A 1,082-nucleotide genomic window follows, 5' to 3' on the forward strand; every position below is an offset into this window, starting at 1 on the left:
GCCTGAGAGTTTCTCTCAGGCCTTTTTTACGACCGCATAGCGCTGCAGGGTCAGCGCCCGCGCTTCGTCGTGCTGCACGATGGGCATCGGGTAGTTTTGGCCCAACACCACGCCCGCGGCGGCCAGCTCCAGCGGTTTCGCAAGCCAGGGGCTGTGTAGCGCCTTGTCTGGCAGCTGTGCCAGCACTGGGAGGTATTTGCGGATAAATTTCCCGTCAGAGTCGAACCTCTCGCTCTGGCTGACCGGGTTGAAGATGCGGAAATAAGGCTGCGCGTCACAACCCGTGCTTGCCGCCCACTGCCAGCCCCCGTTGTTGGCTGACAGGTCAAAGTCGTTGAGCTTTTCGGCAAAGTAGCGTTCGCCCCAACGCCAGTCGATGCCGAGGTCTTTCACCAGAAAACTGGCAGTCACCATGCGCAGGCGGTTGTGCATATAGCCCGTCTGATTAATCTGGGCCATTGCCGCGTCCACCAGCGGGTAGCCCGTCCGGCCTTCGCACCAGGCCTGGAAAAACACTTGGGCTTTGTCCCCGCTCTCCCACTGTATCGCGTCATAGGCCGGCTTGAACGCGCTCCCGACGGCGTGCGGAAAATTGGCAAGGATCTGCGCATAAAAATCACGCCAGATCAATTCGCTGAGCCAGGTGGCGGCACCTTCATTCCCTCGATTTGCAGCGTTCAAAGCCAACGCAGCCATGTGCCGTATCGACACCGTGCCGAACCGAAGGTGCACACCCAGGTAACTCGGGCCCTTGACGGCAGGGAAGTCCCGCACCTCCTTGTACTGCGCCATGCGGCCAACGAAATCCCCCAAAAGCCGGGCACCGCCTTCACTGCCCGTGGGGATTTTCAGTGCCGACAGGTTGCTGGCCTGAAACCCCAACTCGCCCAGCGATGGGACAGGGCGCCTGCTTGCCGATACCGGTGCCAAGGCCGTACCGTACTTTTCGACGGGATAAGCTTTGAGGTAAAAATCGTCCACCTTCTTCAGCCAGGCATTTTTGTAAGGCGTGAACACGGTGTAAGGCTTGCCCGCCAAGGTCAGCACCTCCTGGCGCTCAAAAATAACGTGGTCCTTGAAGC

1 protein-coding gene is annotated in these 1,082 nt (G+C 59.6%); it reads right to left on the reverse strand.

Going from position 1 to position 1,082, the window contains the following annotated elements; all coding sequences use genetic code 11:
- Positions 1–15: 15 nt before the first annotated feature.
- Positions 16–1,082 (reverse strand): cryptochrome/photolyase family protein (locus AC1D1P_RS24075; protein ID WP_477674753.1); only part of this gene is annotated, 1,067 nt, incomplete at its 5' end.

Source organism: Polaromonas sp. P1_E1_2 (genome assembly GCF_056406035.1).